30 protein-coding genes are annotated in these 22,215 nt (G+C 59.8%); 10 read left to right on the forward strand and 20 right to left on the reverse strand.

Annotated elements, in window-relative coordinates:
- The first annotated feature begins 96 nt into the window (after positions 1-96).
- Positions 97-951: an RNA polymerase sigma factor RpoH gene (gene rpoH / locus FPT12_RS01335; protein ID WP_019694095.1), complete on the forward strand. Its 855-nt coding sequence runs from the start codon at positions 97-99 to the stop codon at positions 949-951.
- Positions 952-1,054: 103 nt separating this feature from the next.
- On the opposite strand, the gene mtgA is transcribed toward rpoH, so the two are convergent.
- Entirely contained in the window at positions 1,055-1,777 is a 723-nt protein-coding gene (gene mtgA / locus FPT12_RS01340) for a monofunctional biosynthetic peptidoglycan transglycosylase (protein ID WP_145014303.1), read from the reverse strand.
- A gap of 74 nt (positions 1,778-1,851) precedes the next feature.
- Here mtgA and FPT12_RS01345 point away from each other — a divergent pair, with 74 nt between their 5' ends.
- The 5 genes from FPT12_RS01345 (at position 1,852) to FPT12_RS01370 (ending at position 5,087) form a co-directional block, all read left to right on the forward strand.
- Positions 1,852-2,223, forward strand: coding sequence for a DUF423 domain-containing protein (locus tag FPT12_RS01345; protein WP_145014304.1), 372 nt, complete (start codon positions 1,852-1,854; stop codon positions 2,221-2,223).
- Positions 2,224-2,313: 90 nt separating this feature from the next.
- The gene (gene thiS / locus FPT12_RS01350) at positions 2,314-2,514 is read left to right on the forward strand and encodes a sulfur carrier protein ThiS (RefSeq protein ID WP_178098568.1); all 201 of its coding nucleotides are present in this window, start codon (positions 2,314-2,316) and stop codon (positions 2,512-2,514) included.
- A gap of 68 nt (positions 2,515-2,582) precedes the next feature.
- Positions 2,583-3,377, forward strand: a complete 795-nt coding sequence (locus FPT12_RS01355; RefSeq protein WP_123426426.1) for a thiazole synthase — start codon at positions 2,583-2,585, stop codon at positions 3,375-3,377.
- Positions 3,378-3,386: 9 nt separating this feature from the next.
- On the forward strand, positions 3,387-4,112 hold the full coding sequence (gene trmB / locus FPT12_RS01360) for a tRNA (guanosine(46)-N7)-methyltransferase TrmB (protein ID WP_145014305.1): 726 nt from the start codon (positions 3,387-3,389) through the stop codon (positions 4,110-4,112).
- Between the two features lie 183 nt (positions 4,113-4,295).
- Positions 4,296-5,087: a hypothetical protein gene (locus FPT12_RS01370; RefSeq protein WP_145014306.1), complete on the forward strand. Its 792-nt coding sequence runs from the start codon at positions 4,296-4,298 to the stop codon at positions 5,085-5,087.
- Between the two features lie 29 nt (positions 5,088-5,116).
- On the opposite strand, the gene FPT12_RS01375 is transcribed toward FPT12_RS01370, so the two are convergent.
- The 11 genes from FPT12_RS01375 to FPT12_RS01425 all read right to left on the reverse strand — a co-directional run bounded on the left by FPT12_RS01375 (position 5,117) and on the right by FPT12_RS01425 (position 12,709).
- Positions 5,117-5,665 (reverse strand): RNA 2'-phosphotransferase, encoded by a 549-nt coding sequence (locus FPT12_RS01375; protein ID WP_145014307.1) that lies wholly within the window; start codon positions 5,663-5,665, stop codon positions 5,117-5,119.
- Positions 5,666-5,726: 61 nt separating this feature from the next.
- Positions 5,727-6,050, reverse strand: a complete 324-nt coding sequence (locus FPT12_RS01380) for a DUF3392 domain-containing protein (protein ID WP_054594469.1) — start codon at positions 6,048-6,050, stop codon at positions 5,727-5,729.
- Positions 6,051-6,059: 9 nt separating this feature from the next.
- Positions 6,060-7,262, reverse strand: coding sequence for a radical SAM family heme chaperone HemW (gene hemW, locus FPT12_RS01385; protein ID WP_145014308.1), 1,203 nt, complete (start codon positions 7,260-7,262; stop codon positions 6,060-6,062).
- Positions 7,259-7,855 carry an RdgB/HAM1 family non-canonical purine NTP pyrophosphatase gene (gene rdgB / locus FPT12_RS01390; protein ID WP_145014309.1) on the reverse strand — a complete coding sequence of 199 codons (597 nt, stop codon included), beginning with the start codon at positions 7,853-7,855 and terminating at the stop codon, positions 7,259-7,261. The genes hemW and rdgB overlap by 4 nt, the downstream gene beginning before the upstream one ends.
- Positions 7,852-8,286: a DUF4426 domain-containing protein gene (locus FPT12_RS01395; RefSeq protein ID WP_145014310.1), complete on the reverse strand. Its 435-nt coding sequence runs from the start codon at positions 8,284-8,286 to the stop codon at positions 7,852-7,854. Before FPT12_RS01395 ends, rdgB begins: the two co-directional genes overlap by 4 nt.
- 24 nt (positions 8,287-8,310) lie before the next feature.
- The gene (metW, locus tag FPT12_RS01400) at positions 8,311-8,931 is read right to left on the reverse strand and encodes a methionine biosynthesis protein MetW (RefSeq protein ID WP_145014311.1); all 621 of its coding nucleotides are present in this window, start codon (positions 8,929-8,931) and stop codon (positions 8,311-8,313) included.
- A 7-nt stretch (positions 8,932-8,938) separates the two neighbouring features.
- Positions 8,939-10,078 (reverse strand): homoserine O-acetyltransferase, encoded by a 1,140-nt coding sequence (locus tag FPT12_RS01405; protein WP_145014312.1) that lies wholly within the window; start codon positions 10,076-10,078, stop codon positions 8,939-8,941.
- Between the two features lie 178 nt (positions 10,079-10,256).
- Positions 10,257-10,547, reverse strand: a complete 291-nt coding sequence (locus FPT12_RS01410) for a DUF167 domain-containing protein (protein ID WP_145014313.1) — start codon at positions 10,545-10,547, stop codon at positions 10,257-10,259.
- Positions 10,547-11,134 carry a YggT family protein gene (locus FPT12_RS01415; protein ID WP_054594462.1) on the reverse strand — a complete coding sequence of 196 codons (588 nt, stop codon included), beginning with the start codon at positions 11,132-11,134 and terminating at the stop codon, positions 10,547-10,549. The genes FPT12_RS01410 and FPT12_RS01415 overlap by 1 nt, the downstream gene beginning before the upstream one ends.
- A gap of 24 nt (positions 11,135-11,158) precedes the next feature.
- Positions 11,159-11,977: a pyrroline-5-carboxylate reductase gene (gene proC, locus FPT12_RS01420; protein ID WP_145014314.1), complete on the reverse strand. Its 819-nt coding sequence runs from the start codon at positions 11,975-11,977 to the stop codon at positions 11,159-11,161.
- A 33-nt stretch (positions 11,978-12,010) separates the two neighbouring features.
- Positions 12,011-12,709: a YggS family pyridoxal phosphate-dependent enzyme gene (locus tag FPT12_RS01425; RefSeq protein WP_145014315.1), complete on the reverse strand. Its 699-nt coding sequence runs from the start codon at positions 12,707-12,709 to the stop codon at positions 12,011-12,013.
- A 56-nt stretch (positions 12,710-12,765) separates the two neighbouring features.
- Here FPT12_RS01425 and FPT12_RS01430 point away from each other — a divergent pair, with 56 nt between their 5' ends.
- Positions 12,766-13,800, forward strand: coding sequence for a type IV pilus twitching motility protein PilT (locus FPT12_RS01430; protein WP_145014316.1), 1,035 nt, complete (start codon positions 12,766-12,768; stop codon positions 13,798-13,800).
- Positions 13,801-13,856: 56 nt separating this feature from the next.
- Here the strand turns inward: FPT12_RS01430 and FPT12_RS01435 are convergent, their stop codons facing one another.
- The gene (locus tag FPT12_RS01435) at positions 13,857-14,480 is read right to left on the reverse strand and encodes a C40 family peptidase (protein ID WP_145014317.1); all 624 of its coding nucleotides are present in this window, start codon (positions 14,478-14,480) and stop codon (positions 13,857-13,859) included.
- A gap of 251 nt (positions 14,481-14,731) precedes the next feature.
- On the opposite strand from FPT12_RS01435, the gene FPT12_RS01440 reads away from it, so the two are divergent.
- The gene (locus FPT12_RS01440) at positions 14,732-15,151 is read left to right on the forward strand and encodes a TM2 domain-containing protein (protein WP_145014318.1); all 420 of its coding nucleotides are present in this window, start codon (positions 14,732-14,734) and stop codon (positions 15,149-15,151) included.
- Between the two features lie 36 nt (positions 15,152-15,187).
- Here FPT12_RS01440 and FPT12_RS01445 read toward each other — a convergent pair whose 3' ends face one another.
- From FPT12_RS01445 to gshB, 7 genes are all read right to left on the reverse strand, one after another.
- The gene (locus FPT12_RS01445) at positions 15,188-16,459 is read right to left on the reverse strand and encodes a dihydroorotase (protein ID WP_145014319.1); all 1,272 of its coding nucleotides are present in this window, start codon (positions 16,457-16,459) and stop codon (positions 15,188-15,190) included.
- Positions 16,456-17,460 carry an aspartate carbamoyltransferase catalytic subunit gene (locus FPT12_RS01450; protein WP_019694074.1) on the reverse strand — a complete coding sequence of 335 codons (1,005 nt, stop codon included), beginning with the start codon at positions 17,458-17,460 and terminating at the stop codon, positions 16,456-16,458. Before FPT12_RS01450 ends, FPT12_RS01445 begins: the two co-directional genes overlap by 4 nt.
- A gap of 26 nt (positions 17,461-17,486) precedes the next feature.
- On the reverse strand, positions 17,487-17,993 hold the full coding sequence (gene pyrR / locus FPT12_RS01455) for a bifunctional pyr operon transcriptional regulator/uracil phosphoribosyltransferase PyrR (RefSeq protein WP_145014320.1): 507 nt from the start codon (positions 17,991-17,993) through the stop codon (positions 17,487-17,489).
- Positions 17,994-18,088: 95 nt separating this feature from the next.
- On the reverse strand, positions 18,089-18,526 hold the full coding sequence (ruvX, locus tag FPT12_RS01460; RefSeq protein WP_054594455.1) for a Holliday junction resolvase RuvX: 438 nt from the start codon (positions 18,524-18,526) through the stop codon (positions 18,089-18,091).
- On the reverse strand, positions 18,526-19,095 hold the full coding sequence (locus tag FPT12_RS01465) for a YqgE/AlgH family protein (RefSeq protein ID WP_145014321.1): 570 nt from the start codon (positions 19,093-19,095) through the stop codon (positions 18,526-18,528). The genes ruvX and FPT12_RS01465 overlap by 1 nt, the downstream gene beginning before the upstream one ends.
- A gap of 124 nt (positions 19,096-19,219) precedes the next feature.
- On the reverse strand, positions 19,220-20,119 hold the full coding sequence (locus FPT12_RS01470) for an energy transducer TonB (RefSeq protein WP_145014322.1): 900 nt from the start codon (positions 20,117-20,119) through the stop codon (positions 19,220-19,222).
- A gap of 77 nt (positions 20,120-20,196) precedes the next feature.
- Positions 20,197-21,150, reverse strand: a complete 954-nt coding sequence (gene gshB, locus FPT12_RS01475) for a glutathione synthase (RefSeq protein WP_103316756.1) — start codon at positions 21,148-21,150, stop codon at positions 20,197-20,199.
- A 234-nt stretch (positions 21,151-21,384) separates the two neighbouring features.
- Between gshB and pilG the strand changes: the two genes are divergently transcribed.
- Positions 21,385-21,789, forward strand: coding sequence for a twitching motility response regulator PilG (gene pilG / locus FPT12_RS01480; RefSeq protein WP_103316754.1), 405 nt, complete (start codon positions 21,385-21,387; stop codon positions 21,787-21,789).
- 57 nt (positions 21,790-21,846) lie between these two features.
- Entirely contained in the window at positions 21,847-22,212 is a 366-nt protein-coding gene (gene pilH, locus FPT12_RS01485) for a twitching motility response regulator PilH (RefSeq protein ID WP_008068134.1), read from the forward strand.
- Positions 22,213-22,215: the final 3 nt, after the last annotated feature.

Below are 22,215 nucleotides of genomic sequence, written 5' to 3' on the forward strand. Positions count from 1 at the left end.
TGACCTTTCAGCGTGTAGGGGAACTTGTCTTTTGGTTCCCGGTCAATTTCCGCAGTGCTGAACTGCACGAGTTATGTGAGTCGGAGGTTTTTTCGTATGACCACTTCTTTGCAACCTGCTTATGCTCTGGTCCCAGGCGCGAACCTGGAGGCTTATGTGCATACGGTGAACAGCATTCCATTGCTGACACCGGAGCAGGAGCGTGAACTGGCCGAGAGTCTCTACTATGAGCAGGATTTGGGGGCGGCTCGGCAGATGGTGCTCGCCCACCTGCGTTTTGTTGTACATATTGCCCGTAGCTATTCCGGCTACGGCCTGGCCCAGGCTGACCTGATTCAGGAAGGCAACGTTGGCCTGATGAAGGCGGTCAAGCGCTTCAACCCGGAAATGGGCGTGCGTCTGGTGTCCTTTGCGGTGCACTGGATCAAGGCTGAAATCCACGAATTCATCCTGCGCAACTGGCGTATCGTCAAGGTTGCCACGACCAAGGCCCAGCGCAAGCTGTTCTTCAACCTGCGCAGCCAGAAAAAACGTCTGGCGTGGCTGAACAACGAGGAAGTCCATCGCGTGGCAGAAAGCCTCGGCGTAGAGCCGCGGGAAGTTCGCGAGATGGAAAGCCGCCTGACCGGCCATGACATGGCTTTCGACCCGGCCGCGGAAGCGGACGACGACAGCGCTTTCCAGTCGCCGGCCAACTATCTGGAAGACCACCGGTACGACCCGGCCCGTCAACTGGAAGATGCCGACTGGACCGACAACTCCACCCACAACCTGCACGAAGCGCTGGAAGTGCTGGACGACCGTAGCCGTGACATCCTCTACCAGCGCTGGCTGGCAGAAGAAAAAGCCACGCTGCACGACCTGGCGCAGAAGTACAACGTGTCGGCCGAGCGTATTCGTCAGCTCGAGAAGAGCGCGATGAACAAGCTCAAGCTGTCGATTGCGGCTTAAGCTGTAACGCAATAAAAAACGCCCCGATCATTGATCGGGGCGTTTTTTATTGTGGTATCTGATCGTTCCCACGCTCCGCGTGGTAACGATAAGTGCAGAGGAGCTACATCGCCCACGGCGCTCGGCGCGAAGAGTTGATCCCGATCAGGTAGCTATCGCCGCCCAACTGGCTCATTTGCTGTCGAATCCAGCTCGCGCGTCGCAATACATAAGGGCTCGGATGGCCGGCGCTCCAGACTCGCGGGTTTGGCAGCACAGCGGCCAGCAAACTGGCTTGCTGACGGTTCAGCGACCGGGCGCTCACGCCAAAGTGATGTCGGGCAGCCGCTTCGGCGCCAAACACGCCGTCATCCCATTCCACGCTGTTGAGATACACCTCAAGAATCCGCTGTTTGGGCCAGAACACTTCGATCAGTCCGGTAAACCAGGCCTCCAGCCCTTTGCGCAGCCAGCTGCGGCCGGACCACAGGAACAGATTCTTCGACACTTGCTGGCTCAACGTGCTGGCGCCGCGGATCGAGCCGCCGAGTTCGTTATGCGCCAGAGCAGCCTGAATCGCACCGAAGTCAAAGCCCCAGTGCTCGGGGAATTTCTGGTCCTCGCCGGCCATCACCGCGACTTTCAGATCGTCGGAGATGTTTTCCCACGGCTGCCAGTTGCGCTGTACGTCGATAGGTTCGCCATCGACCCAGGATTCGATCTTGCGCTCGACCATCAGCGCCGTCCCTGGAGGCGGAACGACGCGAAACAACAGCACCAGCAATACGCTGCCACCGGCGAACCAGAACAGGGCTTTTGTGAAGCGGCGGAACATTAAACGCAGCATAGAGATGGCTTGGCCGAACCCGTCGAGCCGGCCATTATACAGACCCTGCCCGATGATTCTGACTGGAGTTCCTCATGCTGCGTGGCTTTCTGATGCTGGCCGCTTTTTTCGGATTCACCGGCGTGGGCCTGGGCGCGTTTGCCGCTCATGGCCTGAAAGACCGCCTGAGTGCCGAATACCTGGCGATTTTCCACACCGGCGTCACCTACCAACTGGTGCACACCCTGGCGCTGTTGGGCGTAGCACTGCTGGCCGCGCAGATTCCCGGGCGCTTGATCACCTGGGCCGGCGTATCATTTGCCATCGGCATCCTGTTGTTTTCCGGCAGCCTGTACCTGCTGACCCTGACTGGCGTCAGCAAGCTGGGCATCGTGACGCCGTTCGGCGGTCTGGCGTTCCTTGTGGGCTGGCTGTGCCTGGGGATTGCCGCCTGGCGCTTGAGCTGACTTAAGAGTCCGTTTCAAGACGAATGGCTTGGGTCGACCTGACTGATCGGGCTAGAATACTGGCCCCTAAAAATGATGGCGGCATCCGGCATGCGCATTCAGTTGAATGGCGAATCCCTTGAACTGCCCGACGGTGAAACCGTTGCGGCCCTGCTGACCCGTCTGGAACTGACCGGACGCCGGGTGGCGGTCGAACTCAACCTGGATATCGTCCCGCGCAGCCAGCATGCTGAAACAATGCTGAACGACGGCGACTCGGTCGAAGTCGTTCACGCCATCGGCGGCGGCTAGTAGTCCACAGGCGACTCCCGCGCCCCACACGCATTCTGCAAGAACCTCACCCCAACAGAGGATTTCCGATGAGCAACGTTCGCAGCGACAAGCCTTTCGTCCTGGCCGGTCGTACTTACCAGTCGCGTTTGCTGGTCGGTACCGGCAAGTACCGCGACATGGAAGAAACCCGCCTGGCCATCGAAGCCTCGGGTGCCGAGATCGTCACCTTTGCCGTGCGCCGCACCAACCTCGGCCAGAACCCGGGCGAACCGAACCTGCTTGAAGTCCTGTCGCCGGATCGCTACACCTTCCTGCCGAACACTGCCGGGTGCTTTGACGCTACCGAGGCTGTACGCACCTGCCGCCTGGCCCGTGAGCTGCTCGGCGGCCACAACCTGGTGAAGCTGGAAGTGCTGGCGGACCAGAAAACCCTGTTCCCTAACGTGATCGAAACCCTCAAGGCTGCCGAAGTGCTGGTCAAGGAAGGTTTCGACGTGATGGTCTACACCAGCGATGATCCGATCATTGCCCGTCAACTGGCGGAAATCGGCTGCATCGCCGTCATGCCGCTGGCCGGCCTGATCGGCACGGGCCTGGGGATCTGCAACCCGTACAACCTGCAGATCATCCTCGAAGAAGCCAGGATCCCGGTGTTGGTGGATGCCGGTGTCGGTACGGCATCCGACGCGACCATCGCCATGGAACTGGGTTGCGAAGCGGTGCTGATGAACTCGGCCATCGCCCACGCGCAGCAGCCGATCATGATGGCTGAAGCGATGAAACACGCCATTGTTGCAGGTCGTCTGGCGTACCTCGCCGGGCGCATGCCGAAAAAACTCTATGCCAGCGCTTCCTCGCCGCTGGATGGTCTGATCAAGTAAGAGCCATTGATGACTGAATCGAACGACACGCCTATCCAGACGGAAGCAGGCGAAGAGCGCCAACACCGCCGCATCAAGAGTTTCGTGATGCGCGCCGGGCGCATGACCGAAGGCCAGCAAAAGGGCCTGGAGCAGGGCACGCCATTGTTCGTCCTGCCGCTGGCCGACGCGCCGGTGGATTTCGACCAGGTATTCGGTCGTTCTGCACCGCGCTCGCTGGAAATCGGCTTCGGCATGGGCCATTCGCTGCTGGAAATGGCCGCGGCTTCACCGGATCAGGATTTCATTGGCGTTGAAGTGCATCGTCCTGGTGTCGGCGCGCTGCTCAATGGCGTGCTGACTCAAGGCCTGACCAACTTGCGGGTCTACGATTGCGATGCGATCGAAGTGCTCAATCGTTGCGTGGCCGATAACAGCCTCGACCGCCTGATGCTGTTTTTCCCGGACCCGTGGCACAAGAGCCGTCACCACAAGCGTCGTATCGTTCAGGCGTCGTTCGCGGAGCTGGTACGCAGCAAGTTGAAAGTCGGCGGTGTGCTGCACATGGCTACCGACTGGGAACCTTATGCCGAGTACATGCTGGAAGTGATGAACGTCGCGCCGGGCTACCGCAACCTCGCCGAAGACGGCAAGTGCGTACCGCGCCCGGCCGAGCGGCCGATCACCAAGTTCGAACGCCGCGGCGAACGACTTGGGCATGGCGTGTGGGACCTGAAGTTCGAAAAGCTGGCTTAAGCCGTAGCGCAATACAAAATGTGGGAGCGAGCTTGCTCGCGATGAGGCCATAACATTCAACATCTACGTTGACTGTCAGGCCGCCATCGCGAGCAAGCTCGCTCCCACATTTGTTTTGTGTGTTCAAGATCAGTGTTTATCCGCCGAAAGCTCTATGTCCCCACTTGTAAAGGAAGACAAGTTTTGAAACTCATCTTCACCTGCGTGCTGTTTTTAAGTCTGCTGTGCTCTGTAGCATGCGAACCTGTTGTAACACCCGATCAATACTTTCAACGCGCTCAGAGAGTGGCCGATAAGATCAAGCGCGAGGCCGATGAAAGGGTCAGGCGGGAAGCCGCCGGGGAGCCTGATATCAAGTACAGTCCAGAGCAGCTGCGCAATGCAGAGGGTGATCTTGAAGCGCTCGTAGACAGCCTGAAGCGGGCATCTGATGGCGGACACACAGTTGCAACGTACTTTCTGGCTAACCTGCAGGACAATCCGATGTTCTCTGAGCGGTCGCGCAAAGAGACTTGTGGCCTTTACCAAAAAACTATGGACCAAGGCTTGTTGGCAGCTGCGGTTGGCTATTACCACTTGTGCGATAAGGCATACGAACGGTTTGATCTGCACAACGCAGATCACCTGAAGTACTTGCAGTCGCTGGAGCAGTTGCTGCAGAAGTCCGATGCCTATGGTGACGCCTACCCGTTACCGGCCAAGCATTCCCTATGTTTCCTGGACGAAGGGGCACCGTTGCCGCAGCACGGGGTACTGGCGGCCATGCGGGCCCGCGCCGTCGCGCTGGTCCTGACAAAAGACCAATATCGGGCCGAAGCCAACTACATTCTGGCGCTGACGCGTGTAAACGAGAATGACCGCCCTGACAGTCAGAATATTGCCTATCTGGATGATGCTGAAGCGCTGGGCTGCAATGACTACAGCGGGCTCAACACGATGATTCGAAATGCAGGCAAGGCGTCCGACAATAAATAGATGGCAGATGAGTTGGCGGCGGTCGGTGACTATAGGTGGGAGATGAATTTCACAGGCACAAGCTCTGTCAGCCAGACTCCATTCTCGGCTTGGTAGAACTTGAAGCCTTGATCCTGCATTTGTTGGGCAGCGACCTCCAGAATCACCACTGTCCCATAGCGCTGGCCCACGGCGCTGGCGGTTTCTACCTCTTGGGACAGGTGCACGTGACGCCGTGAGCCCGGAATCAGCCCCTGTTCGTTGATTGACGCCATGAACCGGGTCGCGGTGCCGTGGTACAGCGTCGCGGGCGGGCGCTTTTCTTCGAATTGCAGGTCGACGGTTTTTGTCGAATGACCCTGCACGGCGCGGATGCGTTGGCCGTCTGCGGAGATCGAAAAGCGTTTCTTGTCGCTGCTGTCGACAACCTGCTGGATCAATTGCCGATCCAGGGTTCTACCATCGCGTGCCGCGCCGCTTATCAGCGCGTCGATAGCTGCCCAACCGTCGGTATCCAGTACCAGGCCAATGGCTTGCGGCTCGTGACGCAACACATAGCTAAGAAATTTGCTTGTATCGTCCAGCAGCTTCTTACTCATGATCTTCCCTGGTTACCGGCAAAAAGAGCATCGATCGCTCCCATAGTGGTGTATCCGAAAGTCAGCGGCGGTCGGCGACGACGCCAATCAACACCAGCACCACCAACAACACCGGTGCCAGGCTGTAGTTGTTGAATTGGCTCAGGCCACGAACGATCCACGGCGTGGCGTAGATCAGTGCGGCGCCGCTGCCGATCATGCACACCAGGGCCATCAGCGGGACGCGCAAGGCGCCGGCAATGCTGCCTAGGCGTTGATCGATCCAGCCTTTGATATCGGCGCCAAACAGCACCAGCAGGCAGCCCACCAACGCCAGGGCGATTTCCGACAGGTTGCTGCGGCTCCAGCGGGACACGGTGGCAAGCAGATCGAGTACCAAATCCATTCGATTTCCTTAAGTCAGAAAATTCTGCAGCAAGTCATTGAGAAATAGTTGTCCGCGCATCGTCGCCGCCAGACGTGACGGTTCGACCTGCAACAAGCCACTTTGTTCGGCCTCGCGGCGGCCTTCGGCAAGGCTTTCCAGTGTCAGTCCGGTGCGCTCTGGATACAGGCGCGCCTCGACACCCTCGGTCAGACGCAGGGCATTCATCAGGAACTCGAACGGCAGCTCTTCGTTGGTCAGGGCTTTCTCACCCGCCTGAAAGCTTTTTGCCGGATTGAGGTAGTCCTTCGGCAGGCGAGTCTTCCAGGTGCGGACAATGCGTCCGTCCGGATGGCTGAGCTTGCCGTGAGCCCCGGCGCCGATACCGATGAAGTCGCCGAAACTCCAGTAATTGAGGTTATGCCGCGCCGGGCGACCGGGTTGGGCATACGCCGACACTTCGTATTGGGCGTAACCGTGTTCGGCCAACAGCGCCTGACCGGCCTCTTGAATGTCCCACAGGGTGTCATCTTCCGGCAGGGTTGGCGGCTGATTCCAGAACACCGTGTTCGGCTCCAGCGTCAGCTGATACCAGGACAGGTGAGTCGGTTTCAGCGCGATGGCCTGACGCAGGTCGTCCAGCGCATCGTCCAGGGACTGATCGGGCAAGCCGTGCATCAGGTCCAGGTTGAAGTTATCGAACCCGGCCTGCCGGGCCATGCCGGCGGCGCGAATCGCTTCATCGCCGTTATGGATTCGGCCCAAAGCCTTGAGTTTCTCTTGCTGAAAACTCTGGATACCGATCGACAGGCGATTGATGCCCAAGGCACGGTAAGCGACGAATTTTTCCTGTTCGAAGGTCCCGGGGTTGGCTTCCAGGGTGATTTCGATATCGCCGGCAAACGGGATTCGCTGCTCCACACCTTTGAGCAAACGGCCCAACGCTTGCGCGCTGAACAGGCTCGGTGTGCCGCCGCCGAAGAAGATCGAGCTCAGCTCGCGACCGTAAACCGCGTGCAAGTCTTGATCGAGGTCGGCCAGCAGGGCGTCGACATACTCTTCTTCCGGCAGCACGGGGCTTGCGGTGTGGGAGTTGAAGTCGCAATAAGGGCATTTGCGTACACACCACGGAATGTGGATGTACAGCGCCAGCGGCGGCAGCACGGGCAGGGCCGCCCGAGGCGATTGCGCGCCGCCGTAAATCAGCGGCGACGCGGACGAGTCGTGGGTCATTTCAGGCTCAGGCGTTGGCGCAGCAAATCCATTGCACGGGCGCGGTGGCTGAGCTGGTTTTTCTCGGCCGGGCTCAATTCTGCACTGGAGCACTCGCGCTCCGGCACCCAGAACAGCGGATCGTAGCCAAAACCGTGTTCGCCGCTGGCTTCGGTCAGGATGCGCCCGTGCCACAGGCCTTCGCAGAGAATCGGCAGTGGATCATCGGCGTGGCGTACCAGCGCCAGCACGCATACAAACTGCGCACTGCGTTCGGCTTCGGGGACGTCTTTCAGTACGTCGAGCAGCTTGGCGTTGTTCGCCGCATCGCCTTGGCCATCGGCGTAACGCGCCGAGTAGATGCCGGGCGCACCGCCGAGGAAGTCCACCGCCAGCCCCGAATCATCGGCCAGTGCCGGCAAACCGGAAATGCGCGAGGCATTGCGGGCCTTGAGGATGGCGTTTTCGACGAACGACAGGCCGGTTTCTTCGGGCTCGACGCTGCTGAACTCGCCAATCGAGCGCAGACGCACCGATTCGCCGAGCATGGCCTGGAGTTCTTTGAGTTTGCCGGCGTTATGGCTGGCCAACACGAGTTGCGAGAAATTGATCATTCGCCGGGGAAGAGCTCTTGGTTGAAATTGATGGTGTTGATTTTGTCGCCGGTTTGCACATTGATTTCGAAAGTGCGGACTTCCTGCTGATCCACTGGGAACTGGGCGATGTAGTAGATGGCCCCGGTTTCGGTGATCTGTTTGAACTTCAGCGGGACGCTTTGGCTGGTCAGGTCTTTCACTGTGCCTGTGACATTGGCGATCAGTGGTTTGCCGGCCTTGATCACCGACACATTGATCACGCCCTGAGTCTTGCTGCGGACCAGTTCGGCGTTTTTGGCGATGTCCGGCGTCAGGTAGGTGGAGTTGAAGGTGTTGTAGTGCACCGTCACGTCACCGAAGGTTTCCTGGCGCTCGCCTTTGATCGGTTCAGCGGCCATGGCGCTGACGCTCAGGCAGGCAGTTAATAGAAACAGGGCTAGACGACCCATGATCGCTCTCCTTAAAAAACCTCGTTAAACCGCTACCTGGTGATCCTGCAGGCCAGGACTGCTGACGCGGTAGATGCCAATCTCACCTAATAGATTAGGCCATAGCTTACTGGCCCACCCGTGTCGGTGTTGTTGATCGACAGCAAGCCGATCGATGACCTTGGCTTCACGTTCGCGACACAGCGCTTCAAAGTCTTCAAACGTGCAGAAGTGGATGTTCGGCGTGTTGTACCAGGTGTACGGCAAAAACTCCGAAACCGGCATCCGGCCCTTGCTCGCCAGGTACCAGCGGCAGCGCCAGTGACCGAAGTTGGGGAAGGTGATGATGCACTGGCGACCGACCCGCAGCATTTCGTCGAGGATCTTGTCCGGGTAATGCACGGCTTGCAGGGCCTGGGTCATCACCACGATATCGAAGCTGTTGCTGGCAAAGTTGCCGAGTCCCTTGTCCAGGTCCTGTTCGATGACGTTGATGCCCTTGGCCACGCATTCGGCGATATTGTTCGCATCGTTTTCCAGGCCGTAGCCGGTCACTTGCTTGTTATCGCGCAGCCAGGTCAGCAGTTCGCCGTCACCGCAACCGAGGTCGAGCACGCGGCTGCCGGCGGGGATCCATTCCTGGATGATTTCCAGATCGGCTCTCATGTCTTCCTCAAAGCGAAATTCGGTTCATGTAATTGCGGAACGCCTGCAAGTAGCGCGGGATCGGAATCAGGAAGGCGTCGTGGCCTTGCGGAGCATCGATCTCCAGGTAGCAAACGTCTTTCTTGGCCGCCATCAGCGCATCCACCAGTTCCCGCGAGCGGGCCGGGGAGAAGCGCCAGTCGGTGGTGAAGGACATCACGCAGAACTTGGCTTTGGCGCTGGCGAAGGTTTTCGCCAGGTTATCGTCGAAATTCGCTGCCGGATCGAAGTAGTCCAGCGCTTTGGTCATCAGCAGGTAGGTGTTGGCATCAAAACGCCCGGAGAACTCTTCGCCCTGATAACGCAAGTAGCTTTCGACCTGGAACTCGACGCTGTGGAAGTCGTAGTTGAGCTTTTCGCTTTTCAGGCCACGGCCGAATTTCTCGCCCATGGAATCGTCCGACAGGTAGGTGATGTGCCCGACCATCCGCGCCAGCATCAGCCCGCGCTTGGGGATCACGCCCGCTTCCTGGAACGATCCGCCATGGAACTCCGGGTCGGTGAGGATCGCCTGACGCGCCACTTCGTTGAAGGCGATGTTCTGCGCCGAGAGTTTCGGCGCCGAGGCAATGGCCAGGCAGTGACGGATGCGATCTGGGTAAGTGATGCTCCACTGTATCGCCTGCATGCCACCCAGACTGCCGCCGATCACGGCGGCCCACTGGTTGATGCCGATCCGGTCCGCCAGACGCGCCTGGCTGTGAACCCAGTCTTCCACGGTCAGTACCGGGAAGTCGGCGCCGAACGGTTTGCCGGTGTCCGGGTTGATGCTGCTCGGGCCGGTAGAACCGTTGCAGCCGCCGAGATTGTTCAGGCTGACCACGAAGAACTTGTTGGTGTCGATCGGTTTGCCCGGGCCGATACAGCTGTCCCACCAACCGGGTTTACGGTCTTCGGTACTGTGATAACCGGCAGCGTGATGGTGACCGGACAAGGCATGGCAAATCAGCACGGCGTTGCTCGCCGTGGCGTTCAGCGTGCCGTAGGTTTCATAGATCAGGTCATAGGCTGGCAATGAGCGGCCGCAGGCCAGGGCCAGGGGCTCGCTGAAGTGCGCCACTTGCGGCGTCACCAGACCAACAGAATCGGCGGGAAAGGCAGTTGACATCGACCCTGCTCTCGTTGAAATGAGGCGTAAGTCTAAAGACCGCTGCCCGTAGCAGCAAGCGACGACCAACGATCGTTCCCACGCTCTGCGTGGGAATGCCTCAATGGACGCTCCGCGTCCGCTTCGGCAGTGACGCGGAGCGTCACGGGCTGCATTCCCACGCGGAGCGTGGGAACGATCAGCGTGTGACCAACCCCGGCAACTCCGGGAGCTTCTTCGGCGAGTTGATCCGAACCCGCTTCTGCCGGTTCAGCTCACCGCTGATCAGGCTCACCTGGCTCTTGGACACGCCAAACGCCTTGGCCAGAAACGCCATCAGGTAGGCATTGGCCTTGCCTTCGACCGGCGGGGCGGTCAGGCGGATCTTCAGCCGATCGCCATGCAGCCCGCAGAAATCATCGCTGCGGGCCGCCGGTTGCAGGTGACAGTCGAGGATCAGGTCATCCCCGTCCCAGCGAAAGTAGCTCATCAGATGAGCCCGAGCAGTCCCTGCGGCATGAGGGCAAAGTACGCAAGGCGTGGGATCAGCCAGCTTTGCAGCAACTGGATCACGATAAACGCGAAGATCGGCGAGATGTCGAGGCCACCCAGGTTCGGCACGATACGGCGGAATGGGGCGAGTACCGGTTCAGTAATCTGAGCGACCAGCTCAGCGCCCGGATTGTGGCTCCCCGGGGCGACCCAGGACAGAATCACGCTGATGATCATTGCGTAGAACAGAATATTCAAAAACAGCGAGAAGATGGCGATCAGTGCCCAAGGCACCAATAGCAGCGAGTCGACCAGGAAGCCTTTGAGCGCCAGGATGACGGCGATCAGCAGCATCTGCACGATCAGCGCCAGTACAAGAGACGACATGTCCAGCCCGAACATGCTCGGGATGACTCGGCGCAGAGGCTTGAGCAGCGGCTGAGTGGCTTTCACGATGAACTGGCAGAGCGGGTTGTAAAAGTTCGCCCGAACCAGTTGCAGGATAAAACGCAGCAGCACGATCAGCAGGTACAGGCTGCCCAGGGTTTTAATGATGAAAATGGCAGCGTCGTTGAGTCCGAGCATTATGGATTCCTTTGTAAGAGCTGATTAGCGACCCAGTTGCTCGGCCATCTCGACTGAGCGGTGGGCTGCGGCGCCGAGTGCTTTTTCGACCAGGGCTTCGAAGCCACCGGCCTGGAAGGTCTTGATCGCGGCTTCGGTGGTGCCTGCTGGCGAGGTCACGCGACGGCGTAGCTCAGCGGCGTCGACGTCACTGGCAACGGCCATGTGCGCGGCGCCCAGCGCGGTTTGCAGGGTCAGCTGGGCGGCGATGTCCCGTGGCAGGCCAAGTTTCTCGCCCGCAGCGGTCATGGCTTCGATCAGCAGGAAGAAGTACGCAGGGCCCGAACCGGAAACGGCGGTGACTGCGTCCAGTTGCTGCTCTTCGTTCAGCCACAGGGCGATGCCGACGGCAGACAGCAGCTCTTGGGCCTGCTGACGCTGTTCGGCAGTCACCTGGGCCGTGGCGTACAGACCGCTCACACCCCGGCGCAGCAGCGCCGGGGTGTTGGGCATGCAACGCACGATCGGCTGAGTGCCGAGCCAGTTGTTCATGCTGGCGCAGGTGATCCCGGCGGCAATCGACACCACCAGTTGATTCGGCGCCAGGCTGGGGCGCAGTGCTTCACATACGGCTTTCATCGCCTGGGGTTTGACCGCCAGTACGACCACGTCTGCACCTTGAATGGCGTCGGCGTTGTCGGCGAACGTTTCGATGCCGTGTTCGGCAGTTACCCGTGCACGGGTTTCAGCGCCCGGGTCGCTGGCGCGGATCTGCGCAGCTTCCAGACCTTTGGCACGCAGGCCGCCGATCAGGCTGGCGGCCATGTTTCCGGCACCGATAAAGGCAATTCGTGTCTTGCTCATGTCAGGTCCTTGTAGAAAAGAGTGTCAGCCACTTCAAGGCTGGCCATGCGTTTGTTGATAGTCGCGAGCGCCAAACAGGGCCGTACCGATACGAACCCAAGTGGCGCCCATCGCGATGGCCGACTCCAGGTCGTGGCTCATGCCCATGGACAGTGTGTCGAGTGGCAGATTCAGGCTTGCTTGCAGCTTTTGTACGGTCGCAAAGGCTGCGTCCTGAGCCGCGCGATCTTCAGTCGGCTCGGGAATTGCCATCAAACCGCGCAATTTCAGCCGTGGCAGCGCGCTGATGGCGCTGGCCAGTGCTGGCAGATCAGCTGGGGTGCAACCGGATTTGCTCGCTTCACCGCTGACATTGACCTGAATGCAGATGTTCAAGGGGGGCAACTCGGCCGGACGCTGTTCGGACAGGCGTTGTGCGATTTTCAAACGATCCACGGAATGCACCCAAGCGAAGTTCTCGGCGATAGCACGCGTCTTGTTCGATTGAATGGGGCCAATGAAGTGCCAGATCAAGGGCAGGTCGGCCAACTCGAGCTGTTTGCCCAGGGCCTCCTGCAGATAGTTCTCGCCAAAGTCGTGCACACCGGCGGCGTAGGCTTCACGCACGGCATCGCTGGGCTTGGTCTTGCTCACGGCCAGCAGGCGGACGCTGTGCTCGGCACGTTGCGCGGCTTGCTCCGCTGCGCGGATACGCGCAGCTACCTGGGCTATGTTGTCTGCTATCGTGGACATTCAAGGGACGCCGGCAGTCTGAGGTTTGCGGCATTCTACTGGAATTGGGGAGTGCTATGGATATCACTGAGCTGCTGGCGTTCAGCGCCAAACAAGGGGCCTCCGACTTGCACCTGTCGGCGGGGCTGCCGCCGATGATCCGGGTGGATGGCGATGTGCGGCGGATCAACCTGCCGGCACTGGATGACAAGCAGGTGCGTGAGCTGATCTACGCGATCATGAACGACAAGCAGCGGGTGGAGTTCGAGCAGGCGCTGGAGACCGACTTTTCCTTCGAGGCGCCGGGTGTGGCGCGCTTTCGGGTCAATGCGTTCAATCAGTATCGCGGCCCGGGCGCGGTGTTCCGGACCATCCCGTCGAAAATCCAGAGTATGGAAGATCTGGGCCTGGGGGATGTGTTTCGCCGTATTGCCGAAGTTTCTCGTGGGTTGGTGCTGGTCACCGGACCGACAGGTTCCGGCAAGTCGACCACCCAGGCGGCGATGATCGATTACCTGAACAACCACCGGCATCACCATATCCTCACCATCGAAGACCCCATCGAATTCCTCCATGAATCACGCAAATGCCTGATCAATCAGCGTGAAGTGCACCGCGATACGCGCAGTTTCGCTACGGCGTTGCGTTCGGCATTGCGCGAGGACCCGGACGTGATTCTGGTAGGGGAGATGCGTGACCAGGAGACTATCCGCCTGGCGCTGACGGCGGCCGAGACCGGGCATCTGGTCTTCGGCACCTTGCACACCAACTCGGCGGCGAAAACCATTGATCGGGTGGTGGACGTGTTTCCGGGTGACGAGAAGTCGATGGTGCGCTCGATGCTCTCGGAGTCGTTGCAGGCGGTGATTTCCCAAACGCTGATCAAGAAAGTCGGTGGTGGCCGGGTGGCGGCCCACGAGATCATGCTTGGCACCTCGGCGATTCGAAACCTGATCCGCGAAGACAAGATTGCGCAGATGTACTCGTCGATACAGACCGGGGGTTCGTTGGGGATGCAGACGCTGGATATGAGCTTGAAGGATCTGGTGAGCAAAGGCCTGATCAGTCGCGAGCATGCGCGGGAGAGGGCGCGGTCACCGGATAATTTCTGAGGGGGTGGAATGGATCGTTCCCACGCGGGAGCGTGGGAACGATCATCAGGCTGGGATCAGCGCTGAGCGAGGCGCAGGGTTTTCGATTCTTTCGTTTCAACCCGCTTGGCAACCACGTAATGGCTTTCCCAGTACGGTTTCTTCAGGGTGTCGATGGTCACCGACTTGCCACGACGCGGTGCGTGGATGAAGCGGTCGTTGCCCAGGTAAATGGCGACGTGGTTGACCTTGCGGCTCTTGATATTGAAGAAAATCAGGTCGCCCGGCTTCAAGTCCTTGCGATCGACTTTCTGTCCGTGGCCGGCGGCCATGGCGTTGGAGGTGCGTGGCAGATCAGCCGCACCAACGCCATTGAAGGCGTATTTCACCAGCCCGCTGCAATCGAAGCCTTTACTTGGGCTACTGCCGCCCCAACGATAAGGAGTGCCGAGAACGTTTACTGCACGACTCAGTACATTGCTGCTTTGTTTGGCTCCCATCGGCGGGACCAGTTTGCTGTCGGCCTTGCTCAGGTGAGTCAGACCTTTGACAGCGTGTTTGTTTTTGCTGGTAGCGGCAGAAACATGAGATTTTGGGGTGTAACCATTAACGTTCGGAAGACGTTGCTCACGATTGGTGGCGTGGGCGGCCAGTGGCATTAATAGGCAAATGGTTAGCCATGTCTTGAAAAATGGACGCATTAGGCAAGGCTCTATGTGGGTAAGCGCGCAACTTTATAACAGCTTTTTTGTCCTTTCCGAGGCCGTTGGTCGATTCAACCCGGGGGTCAACTGCAGCAAAGAAGCGGCAAATGGACTTAATTGTCGGACAGAAGTCAGGTGTTACAAGGCTTTGACGGGGGACAAGGTAGCATTTTCCATACGTCGGTCGCCTGTAAAAAAGTCACAAAGAATTCAAGAATATTTATCTATCGAGGCAAATGAGGGAACCCATGAACACCTATCGTCAGGATGTTTCACACCAGGACACCCACAGCAAGGTGATCGGTTATCTGCTGTGGATTTTCGGTTTTACCGGCTCTCACCGCTTCTATTACGGCAAACCGGTCACCGGAACGATCTGGTTTTTCACCTTCGGGTTGTTGGGCATTGGCTGGTTGATCGACCTGTTCCTGATCCCGGCCATGGACCGTGAAGCGGACCTGCGTTTTACCGCCGGCCCTATCGAGTACAACGTTGCCTGGATCCTGCTGACCTTCCTGGGCGTGTTCGGTCTGCACCGCATGTACCAAGGCAAGTGGCTGACGGGCCTGCTGTACCTGGTGACCGGCGGGTTGTTCTTTCTGGGGGTGCTGTATGACTTCTGGACATTGAATGACCAGATCTCGATTCGTAACGCGCAAAGCCGCTGATGATCGTTCCCACGCAGAGCGTGGGAACGATCTCCCTTACGCCTGGTGGCTGATCCGTCCGTCCACCAGGGTGTAGCGCACCACGCCCGGCAGGCTATGGCCAAGGAACGGGCAGTTTTCGCCCTTCGACAACCAATGCTCACCGGCCACGGTGGAGGCGGTTGGGTCGAACACCACCAGATCCGCGGGAGCGCCCACCGCCAGCTTGCCTGCCGGCAGACGCAGGGCATCAGCCGGACCGGCACTCAGGCGCGCCAGCAGCGTCGGCAGGTCGAGCAAGCCGTCTTCTACCAGCGTCAGGGCCAGCGGCAGTAGCAGTTCAACGCTGCTGATGCCCGGCTCGGTCGCGCCGAACGGTGCCAGCTTGGCGTCACGTTCGTGCGGCTGGTGATGGCTGGAGATGGCTTGAACCACCCCCGACTTCACGGCAGCGCGCAGGCCATCGCGGTCAGCGCGGGTGCGCAGCGGCGGCTGGACGTGATACAGGCTGTTGAAGTCGATCAGCGCCTCGTCGGTGAGGATCAGCTGATACAACGCCACATCGGCTGTCACTTTCATGCCGCGGGCCTGAGCCTGAGCGATCAATGCCACGCCACGGGCGCTGGTGAGCTGGCTGAAGTGCGCCCGCACACCGGTTTGTTCAACCAGCAGCAGATCACGGGCCAGGGCCACGGTTTCAGCAGTTTCGGGAATCCCCGGCAAGCCGAGGAAGCTTGCGGTCGGACCTTCGTGAGCCAGGCCACCTTCGGCGAGGTCATGATCCTGCGAATGGAAGATCACCGTCAGGTCGAACGTCGCCGCGTATTCCAGCGCCCGGCACAGGGTCCGGGTGTTGCGGAAATTATCGAGGCCGTTGCCGAATGCAATACAACCGGCATCGCGCAGGGCAATCAGTTCTGCCAGCTGTTCGCCGTCCAGACCTTTGCTCAGGGCGCCAATCGGAAAGACCTTGGCATTCCCGGCCTCGCGGGCGCGGTCGAGGATCAGCTCGGCCACGGCGGAGGTGTCCAGCACCGGTTTGGTCCGTGGCGGGCAGCACAGGCTGGTGACGCCGCCCGCCGCAGCGGCGCGGGTTTCACTGGCAATCGTGCCTTTGCGGCTGTAACCCGGTTCGCGCAGGGCGACGTTCAGGTCGACGAGGCCGGGAGCGACCACCAGGCCTTTTGCCTCAAGGGTCTCGACAGCGACGAAACCGGCTGGAGCGGCGCCAATGGCGATGATCTTGCAGGCTTCGATGTGAATATCGGTGACTTGATCCAGGCCGCTGCTTGGATCGATGACGCGGGCGCCGAGAATGCTGAGCTTCACTGGGCCTTCTCCTGCTCGAATTGGCGCTGGGCAGTCTGCCCGCTCATGGCCATCGACAACACGGCCATACGAATGGCGATCCCGTAGGTCACCTGATTGAGAATCACCGAGTGCGGACCGTCGGCCACCGCCGATTCGATCTCCACGCCCCGGTTGATCGGGCCCGGGTGCATGACGATGGCATCCGGTTTGGCGCCGGCCAGGCGCGCAGTGGTCAGGCCGAACAGGCGATAGAACTCGCCCTCGCTCGGCAGCAGGCCGCCGGTCATGCGTTCCCGCTGCAGACGCAGCATGATCACCACGTCGACGTCCTTCAGGCCTTCGGTCATGTCGGTGTAGACCTTGACACCGTACTGCTCGATACCGATCGGCAGCAGGGTTTTCGGCGCAATCACGCGGATGTCCGGGCAGCCGAGGGTTTTCAGCGCGAGCATGTTCGAGCGTGCAACCCGCGAGTGCAGGATGTCGCCGACGATGGCCACCGACAGGTTTTCAAAGCTGCCTTTGTGCCGACGGATGGTCAGCATGTCGAGCATGCCCTGGGTCGGGTGGGCGTGACGGCCGTCACCACCGTTGATGATCGCCACCTGTGGGCAAACATGTTCGGCGATGAAGTGCGCGGCGCCAGAATCGCCGTGGCGCACGACGAACATGTCGGCGGCCATGGCTTCAAGGTTGCGCAGGGTGTCGAGCAGGGTTTCGCCCTTGCTCGCCGACGACGTCGACACGTTCAGGGTGATCACGTCCGCCGACAGCCGCTGGGCCGCCAGTTCGAAGGTGGTACGGGTGCGGGTGGAGTTTTCGAAGAACACGTTGCACACGGTCTTGCCGCGCAGCAGCGGGACTTTCTTGACCGCTCGGGCACCGACTTCAAGAAACGAGTCGGCGGTGTCGAGGATTTCCGTCAGCAGCTCGCGGCGCAGACCGTCGAGCGAGAGGAAGTGGCGCAGCTGGCCCTGATCATTGAGCTGCAGCGGGCGCTTGGTGTCTAGAGGCGTCATCGCAATGGACTCTTTAAAAGGGCGAATTAAAGGGCGAGGTCTTGCAGTTCGAGCTGCAGCGGGTCGGGGCCGGTCAGCTTGACCCGTTCGTGGGCCGCCAGCGACAGGGTGGCGCCCACCACGTTCGGGCGGATTGGCAGCTCGCCGGCATCCAGATCGAGCAAGCACACCAGGGTGATGCTGGCCGGGCGACCGTAATCGAAGAGTTCGTTCATGGCGGCGCGGATCGTCCGACCGCTCATCAGCACGTCGTCGATCAGCACCAGGTGCTGGCCTTCGATTTCGAACGGCAGTGCTGAAGGGCGCACCTGCGGGTGCAGGCCGCTCTGGCTGAAGTCGTCGCGGTAGAAGGAAACATCCAGGGTGCCCAGTGGCGCGTCGCTGCCAAGCTCTTCGAGCAAGGCCTGGGCGACCCACACACCACCGGTGCGAATGCCGATGTAGCGCGGTTCGCTGATGCCGCGGTGTTCAAGATGGGCCTTGAGACGGACCGCCATTTGGCTGATCAGTTCGGCGGGATTGGGCAGGCTCATGGTTGCTCCTTCATGGGCCCGAGCGCGCTGCGTGCACAGTGCGGCTCGGGTTGTAGCGAAGAGAGGCACTGTGGCGCCTCTTCAGGATTCGGCTTTCAGGATTCGAACAGTGCAGTGTTTTCGTCGAGCCAGCCTTGCAGCAGCAGGGCGGCGGCGATGGCGTCGACCGGGTTGTCGCGGTAACTGCCTTTCTGCCCGCCCTGTGCCCGCCGTTCACCTTTGGCTTCAAAGGTGGTCAGGCGTTCATCGTGGGTATAGAAGGGCAGGTTGTAGCGGCCATTCAGGCGGCGGGCGAACTTCTCGGCCCGCAAGCACATGTCACTGGGCGTGCCGTCCATGTTCAGCGGCAGGCCAACCACCACAGCGTCGGGTTTCCATTCCTTGATCAGGGCTTCGACCTGATTCCAGTCAGGAATGCCGTTTTGCGCCTTCAAGGTGCAGAGTTCACGGGCCTGGCCGGTAATCACCTGGCCGACCGCGACGCCGATCTGTTTGGTGCCGTAGTCAAAACCCAGAATCAGACGCAGGGCCATCAGGCGTGTCCCGCCTGGCTGGTCAGCAGGCTGAGGTTGATGCCCAGGCGCTTGGCGGCCGCTTCCAGGCGCAATTCGCTGCTGGTGTTGAACAGGATGTCGGCATCGAACGGGCAGGTCAGCCAGGCATTGTCGGCCAGCTCGGTCTCCAGTTGCCCGGGTTCCCAGCCGGCGTAGCCGAGGGCGATCAGGCTTTTGCTCGGGCCAACGCCATCCGCGATGGCAAACAGCACGTCCTGGGAGGTGGACAGCGCCAGGCCATCCAGTTCGACCGTTGCCTGATACGTCGAGCCGATTGGGTGCAGGACAAAACCGCGATCGGTCTGTACCGGGCCGCCAGTGAAAATCGGCACGTGCTGGCACAGCGGTGACGGCTCTACGTCTGGGCGCAATTGCTCGAGAATGTCCGCCAGGCTCAGGTCTTGTGGGCGGTTGATGATCAACCCCATGGCACCATTGGCCGTGTGCTCGACGATGTAGGTCAAGGTGTGCGCAAAGTTCGGGTCGGCCATGTGCGGCATGGCGATCAGGAAGTGATGCTTGAGGTAGCTGGGGCTGACGTTCTTCATAGGCGCTAGTGTGGCGTTGGAGGGGCAAACTGACAAGCTGAGCGAGTCAAAAGATCGCAGCCTGCGGCAGCTCCTACAGGGAAATGCGATCAGCGTAGGAGCTGCCGCAGGCTGCGATCTTGGGTCAATTACTGGAAAGCTTGTCTCCGCGCGCAAACTTCCACGTTCGAATGATTTCCAGCCGGTCGATATCCGACAGGTCGCCGGTAAACGGCGCAAACGGTGCGGCCAGGCGGACGATGCGCTGCGCGGCTTGATCCAGCAGCGGCTGGCCGGAGGACTCCAGCACCAGCACTTCATACAGCGAGCCGTCGTGGTTGATCGAGACCATCAGTCGCAAGTTGCCGTAGATCTGCTTGCGCCGGGCTTCTTCGGGGTAGTTCAAATTGCCGATACGCTCGACCTTCTTGCGCCATTCGTCCTTATACCAGGCACCCTTGTCGCGCATGGTCGAGGCGGCGCTCAGGCGGTGGATGCGCGGGCGCTTGGCATACAGCTGTTGTTCGTTGGCCAGCTCCGCTTCCAGGCTGGCGATGTCGCTGGACAGCTGCGAGCTGTCGAACGTCGGTGTCGCGGCCTTGGGTGTCGGCTCGGCTTTGACCTCTTGTTTCTTGGTCGCGGCTTTCTTTGGCGCTGGCGCGATAGTGGTCACGGCGGTTTTCGGCGCGGCTTCCTCTACCTGGGGTTTGACCGACGGCGGGGGCGAGACCTTTTGCACCTTGTTGTCCTGGAATGGCGCGATCTGGGTGGTCTTGGGGATCGCCTTTTTATTCAGGGTGCCGCTGCCTTGCTGGTTTTCCTGAGCGAGAAAATCGGCTTTTGCAGGCTTTTTTTCGCTTTTGAAGGTGTCGAGGGTGATTTCCAGGGTTCTGCTGATCTGCTTGGGTTCGACAAAGGTGAACCCGACGCCCAGCAGCAAAGCCAGGTGAATCAGCGCCGCGAGAAACAGGGTAAAACCGAGGCGATCGGCCGGGCGCACGCCACGGTGGGCGAGTTCGAGAGGCAGATCGGACGGAAGTGTCATAACAAGAAAACCAACATCGCGTTTTTCACAGGCCGCGCATGATAACGCAATGTTGGTCGTAACTTGGCTGTTCTATATCAACGCGCTTTAAGCTTCTGATCGATGGCAGCCATCAGCATTTCGCCGATGTTCGTGCCAAAAGCGTTATCGATCTCGCGAATGCAGGTTGGACTGGTGACATTGATTTCGGTCAGGTGCTCGCCGATCACGTCGAGGCCGACGAACAGCAAGCCCTTTTCACGCAGGGTCGGGCCGACCTGTGCGGCGATCCAGCGGTCCTTGTCGGTCAGCGGGCGTGCTTCGCCACGGCCACCGGCGGCCAGGTTGCCACGGGTTTCGCCAGCGGCGGGAATCCGCGCCAGGCAGTAATCCACCGGTTCGCCATCGATCATCAGGATGCGCTTGTCGCCGTCCTTGATCGCCGGCAGGTAACCCTGCGCCATGATCTGCTGTTTGCCGTGCTGGGTCAGGGTTTCGAGGATCACCGAAAGGTTCGGATGGCCTTTGGTGTGACGGAAGATCGACGCACCGCCCATGCCGTCCAGCGGCTTGAGAATCACATCGCCATGATGATCGGCGAAATCACGCAGTACATCGGGACGGCGGCTGACAACAGTCGGCGGCGTGCACTGCGGGAACAGCGTGGCGAACAGTTTTTCATTGCAGTCGCGCAGGCTCTGCGGCTTGTTGACCACCAGTACGCCAGCGCGCTCGGCTTGCTCCAGCAAGTAGGTGGAGTAAACGAATTCCATGTCGAACGGCGGATCCTTGCGCATCAGGATCACGTCCAGATCGCTCAGCAGCGCGTCGGTTTCGGCTTCCAGTTCGAACCACTTTTCCGGGTTGGCGAAAACTTTCAAAGGACGCATCCGCGCCCGGGCTTCACCTTCGGCCTGGTACAGATCGCGCTGTTCCATATAGAACAGCGTCCAGCCGCGCGCCTGGGCGGCCAACAGCATGGCCAGCGAGCTATCCTTTTTATAGGAAATGCTGGCAATAGGGTCCATGACAATCCCGACGCGAACGCTCATGGGTTTTTCCTCGAAATTTGGGTGGTCGAAGCGACATGAAAAAGTGGCGTCAGAGTGGCGCCCAGTGTGTTCCCGGTCAAGGAAAAACCACCTCGAAGGTTGCTCGATAGATTGGATTTGGAGACTGTGCTAAAAAGGCTGCCATATCGTTCTGGCCCTTGAACATCAAGGTTTTCGGGCCCTTGGTAAGCCGCAAACGACAATTTGATTCGCAAAGGCGACGGTAGAGCAGATATGGAACAGCATTCCAGCGCCTTGAAGGTCATGGTGATCGACGATTCGAAGACGATTCGCCGCACCGCCGAAACGTTGTTGAAAAACGTGGGCTGTGAGGTCATCACGGCCATCGATGGTTTCGATGCCCTGGCCAAGATTGCCGACAATCATCCCGGCATCATCTTTGTCGACATCATGATGCCGCGTCTGGATGGCTATCAGACCTGCGCCTTGATCAAGAACAACAGCGCGTTCAAGTCCACGCCAGTGATTATGCTGTCGTCCAAGGACGGGTTGTTCGACAAGGCCAAGGGGCGCATCGTCGGCTCTGACCAGTTTTTGACCAAGCCTTTCAGCAAGGAAGAACTGCTGAGCGCGATCCAGGCCCATGTACCGGGCTTTGCCGTCGTTTCGCCGCAGTAGGACACGAACAGTGACGCTCGGCCAGCGGGCCCGGCGTCTATAAGAATGGGGAAGACCATGGCACGTATTCTGATCGTCGATGATTCGCCGACCGAAATGTACAAACTGACCGGCATGCTGGAAAAGCACGGTCACGAAGTGTTGAAAGCCGAAAACGGCGCAGACGGCGTGGCGCTGGCTCGTCAGGAAAAACCCGATGCGGTGCTGATGGACATCGTCATGCCCGGCCTCAACGGTTTCCAGGCCACCCGCCAGCTGACCAAAGACCCGGAAACCGGGCACATCCCGGTGATCATCATCACCACCAAGGATCAGGAAACCGATAAGGTCTGGGGCACCCGCCAGGGCGCAAAGGATTACCTCACCAAACCGGTCGACGAAGAGACCCTGATCAAGACCCTGAACAACGTGCTGGCGGGCTGACGG

It is taken from the genome of Pseudomonas sp. H3(2019), from assembly GCF_007713465.1.
Classification (GTDB): Bacteria; Pseudomonadota; Gammaproteobacteria; order Pseudomonadales; family Pseudomonadaceae; genus Aquipseudomonas.